This window comes from Synechococcus sp. MU1655 (assembly GCF_023630655.1).
Taxonomy (GTDB): domain Bacteria; phylum Cyanobacteriota; class Cyanobacteriia; order PCC-6307; family Cyanobiaceae; genus Synechococcus_C.
Window position 1 is genome coordinate 1 of record NZ_JAKUHK010000198.1, and the last position, 3,923, is coordinate 3,923.

Below are 3,923 nucleotides of genomic sequence, written 5' to 3' on the forward strand. Positions count from 1 at the left end.
GGAGCACTGTCGTCGGAAGGACGGACAGCTTCTTTCCCGTTCGGAAGAATGCCCTGAATTGGCGGAACATCGATTGGCGCTGGAAGGTAATCAACAACGGCATCGAGAACGAGCTGCACGCCCTTGTTTTTAAAGGCTGAACCGCAGAGTACGGGAACCAAATTGTGCTTTAGAACACCAGTCCTGATCCCATGCTTTAGCTCGGAGTTCGAAAGTTCTCCTGACTCTAAAAACTTTTCGATGAGATCTTCATCGTTTTCGGCAATCGTTTCCATCAAAACGTTTCGCCATTGATCCACCTCGTCTTTCATGTCGGCCGGAACATCGGTGACTTCGATGTCTTGGCCTAAATCATCCTTGTAGATATGAGCTTTGTTCTCGACAAGATCGATGATTCCACTGAGTTCGCCTTCGGCTCCAATCGGAAGCTGAATGGGTACAGCATTGGCTTTGAGGCGATCCTTGATTTGGCCAAAAACTTTCAGGAAATCGGCACCAGTGCGGTCCATCTTGTTGACGAACACCATCCGTGGCACGGAATAACGGTCCGCTTGGCGCCACACCGTTTCAGATTGCGGCTGCACGCCACCGACAGCGCAAAAGACTGCGATCACTCCATCGAGCACGCGCATGGAGCGTTCAACTTCGATGGTGAAGTCAACATGACCTGGAGTATCAATGATATTAATCCGGTGATCATTCCAGCTTGTGGAAATAGCAGCGGCAGTAATCGTGATCCCACGCTCACGCTCTTGGGCCATCCAGTCGGTTACGGCTGCGCCGTCATGCACCTCTCCAATCTTGTGCACGACACCGGAGTAGAACAGAATCCTCTCAGTGGTGGTTGTTTTGCCAGCGTCAATATGGGCTGCAATACCAATATTTCTGACGCGTTCCAGGGGAAAGTCGCGTGCCACAGGATACTCCGGGGTGGGGCGTTAAAAGGCGAATGTGACTCTACAAGTCAACCTGGGTTAATCAAGTTGACTGAAGATCAGTAGCGATAGTGGGCGAATGCTTTGTTGGCTTCGGCCATCTTGTGAGTTTCTTCCCGTTTGCGGACGGCATTACCCGCTTCATTCGCGGCATCCATTAATTCTCCAGCAAGCTTTTGGGCCATGCTGCGACCGTTACGTGCTCTTGAGAAATTGACCAGCCAACGCAGGGCCATTGCTGTGCCCCTCTCTTGGCGCACTTCCATCGGAACTTGATAAGTAGCACCACCAACACGCCGTGCACGAACTTCTACAAGTGGAGTGGCGTTCTTGACTGCAGTTTCGAACAGTTCGACGGGATCACCACCGGTGCGTTCACCGATCATTCCAAAGGCATCCGACAAGATGCGTTGGGCGGTGGACTTTTTTCCATGCTTCATCAACCGGGCCACCATCATCGTGGCGAGCCGATTGTTGAATTGTGGATCCGGGAGAATCGGACGTTTGACTGCTGCGTTACGGCGTGACATGAACCGTTAGGAGTGGAGAAACAGGGTGAGGAAATTAGAAGGAGTGTGGATCACTCTTTAGGCGCCTTAGCGCCGTACTTCGAACGGGATTGACGGCGGTCCTTGACACCAGCGGTGTCCAAGGTTCCACGAATGATGTGGTAGCGAACACCGGGAAGATCCTTAACTCGTCCTCCGCGAATGAGGACCACAGAGTGTTCTTGGAGGTTATGGCCGATGCCACCGATGTATGCCGTGACCTCAAATCCTGAGGTGAGGCGCACACGGGCCACTTTGCGTAGAGCCGAATTCGGCTTCTTCGGTGTGGAGGTATACACGCGGGTGCATACGCCCCTTCGCTCCGGGCAAGCCTTAAGCGCAGGAGATTTTGTTTTCGCCTTGAGGGTCTGACGCTCGTGACGGATTAGTTGCTGGATGGTTGGCATCGACGGTCGGGATGCGGCCGGAGACCCGACCTAGTTCGACAATCCGTCACCATACTGGTTCGTCCGACCTTTCTTCTTAACAGCGAGAAAATGCGCTTCCGCAGAGACAGCAACGCACGTTGTCCTGAGGGCTGATCAGAAAGCCACCGCCACTCAGGTCACCGCGGTAATCCAGGCATAGACCTTCCAACAGAGGAAGTTGCTCCTCCGGCGCGTGCAGTGTGACTCCTTCTGCTCGCGCCATGGGAATTCCTGCGAGATGCCCAGGTCGCAAGCGGATCACGTGTTGTTCACAGCTTCCGGATACCAAGTCCAGGTGCATCACACCTGGTGTCCCTGCTACCGCAGCCTGACGACCGAGTTCCGCCGCAGCGGTGGCGCTGATGGAGAACGTGGCGCCCATAGCCATTCGGATGCGTATGGGCTCAGTTTGCCAGCACCTTGGTTGATTCACTGACAAAGCCCAGACCGTTTTGTACGCGCGGAGTAATGCCCCGGCCCGTCATCACAGTTGTATTCGCGACGAGCATGGTGGTTGAACCTCCCCCGTCGAGATTGAGTGCGTCAGTGAGCTCGAGTTGTCTCAGCGCCAGGCTCGTTTCCAGGAGGGTGGGATCACTGCCATTGGCGCCCTTTGCGGTGAGGAGCCAAATTCGCTCCTTGTCTTGAGCTACAACGGTGCGGGGTGCTGACACGGCAAGAAAGCCAGGACTAAAGCCCTCCTGGCGGCCATTCAGTACAACCTTGCCCTTCTGGAGAAGAAGGGGCCCTCCCCCAAGCACTTGAGGGCGTTCACCCAACGGGTTTGAGCTCCGGGTGTTGATGGTCACTCCATCACCAACCCTCGCGGGGAGAGCGATTCCCCCACGGGCAACGATCAGGTCTCCCTTTAAGGGCAAAGGAACACCGCGAACGAGGGCAGCTTGGTCGTACACCGCATCGACGCGTCCTTCTCGGAGTGTCAAAGCCTGCTCTTCTCCACTGAGTGCGCGATACGTCGGGCCCCAGGCTCTGGTGTAGCGACTCAATCCCCGTTGTACATAGCCGCTGTTCAGCATCCCGAGAGGCCATCGCCGTCGTCCAGTCACGGTCATCTCCTGGATCAATTGCAGCCGTCCAAACATCAGGGGGCCGTTGCGGTCCCAGCCGATGGCACCTCGGTTGAGGATTGGGCCTGAAAGCCATGTGTTGTCGAGACGAACAGCTCCAAGGGGGAGTTGGCGAACCCTGTTAAAAAAACCTCCATTCACGGCCACAAGTGCTTTGGCAGGTTGCGCCAACTGATTGAGATAGCGCAAGCCGGGTTGGGCATGGCTGGGGGCAAGCGGGCGTAATAGCAGAGTTGAGGTGTTGTGTTGAACGCCCGCTCGGTAGAGCTGTAGGCGCTTGACGCCAACTTGAACCACGCGCTGATCGAGAACCAATCCGTTCTTGATCAGATCTTGCATCTCTGGGGCGAGTAGCGCCCTCTGAAATGCTTGGTATTGGCGCCGTCTTGCCGCAGGCTTCGTGGGGGTAACGCCGTCCAGGACGACCCGCCATGGTCCCTTAAGGGTCAAGGTTGAAAGCTTGCTGGCTTGGCCGAGCAGTTTCAGCCCGCCCAGCCCCTGTCGTGTTTGCAAGCCAATCCTGCGCAATTGGCCTTCCTGCCCTGGCGTTACCTTTATTTGCAGAAGAAGATCGTCGCCCTGGCGCTGAACGAGGGCAGGCCCGCTGAGGTCCATCACAAGACGATTCGCGCTGCTTCCTTTGCCTTGTCTGAGCGTTTTCAGTTGGGGTTGGGGAAGGTCCACCCTCAGAGTGTTTTTGGTTCGGCTGACTTGAACCCCGAGCGCGTTGAACCAGGGCAGCGCGTCGAGGGCGACTTCATCCCCGATGGTGCGTTGTTGCACACCGCTCAAAGGCAGTTGAAATCCATACCACTCGAGCCGTTCACCGCTGATCTCGGATTGACGTTGAAATCCCATCTGCCCAATAAGCAGATCAAGAGGCAGCCAGAGCCGCTTGGGTTGTGTTGCTCCTTGGCCCTGCCA

The 3,923-nt window shown here is 55.9% G+C and carries 5 protein-coding genes; all 5 read right to left on the reverse strand.

Annotated features, from left to right (window positions below):
* Positions 1 to 917 (reverse strand): GTP-binding protein (locus tag NCN04_RS09110; RefSeq protein ID WP_250395879.1); only part of this gene is annotated, 917 nt, incomplete at its 3' end.
* A 77-nt stretch (positions 918 to 994) separates the two neighbouring features.
* Positions 995 to 1,465: a 30S ribosomal protein S7 gene (rpsG, locus tag NCN04_RS09115; protein ID WP_048347871.1), complete on the reverse strand. Its 471-nt coding sequence runs from the start codon at positions 1,463 to 1,465 to the stop codon at positions 995 to 997.
* A 50-nt stretch (positions 1,466 to 1,515) separates the two neighbouring features.
* Positions 1,516 to 1,890 (reverse strand): 30S ribosomal protein S12, encoded by a 375-nt coding sequence (gene rpsL / locus NCN04_RS09120; RefSeq protein WP_048347872.1) that lies wholly within the window; start codon positions 1,888 to 1,890, stop codon positions 1,516 to 1,518.
* Positions 1,891 to 1,966: 76 nt separating this feature from the next.
* Positions 1,967 to 2,293, reverse strand: coding sequence for an AIR synthase (locus tag NCN04_RS09125; RefSeq protein WP_048347873.1), 327 nt, complete (start codon positions 2,291 to 2,293; stop codon positions 1,967 to 1,969).
* Positions 2,294 to 2,315: 22 nt separating this feature from the next.
* The coding region (locus tag NCN04_RS09130; protein WP_250395880.1) for a phosphodiester glycosidase family protein at positions 2,316 to 3,923 on the reverse strand (1,608 nt) is incomplete at its 5' end.

Bases quoted from the DNA above. Each gene is read 5' to 3' on its own strand.
- NCN04_RS09125 (WP_048347873.1), bottom strand. From the start codon at position 2,293: ATGGGCGCCACGTTCTCCATCAGCGCCACCGCTGCGGCGGAACTCGGT.
- rpsG (WP_048347871.1), bottom strand. From the start codon at position 1,465: ATGTCACGCCGTAACGCAGCAGTCAAACGTCCGATTCTCCCGGATCCA.
- rpsL (WP_048347872.1), bottom strand. From the start codon at position 1,890: ATGCCAACCATCCAGCAACTAATCCGTCACGAGCGTCAGACCCTCAAG.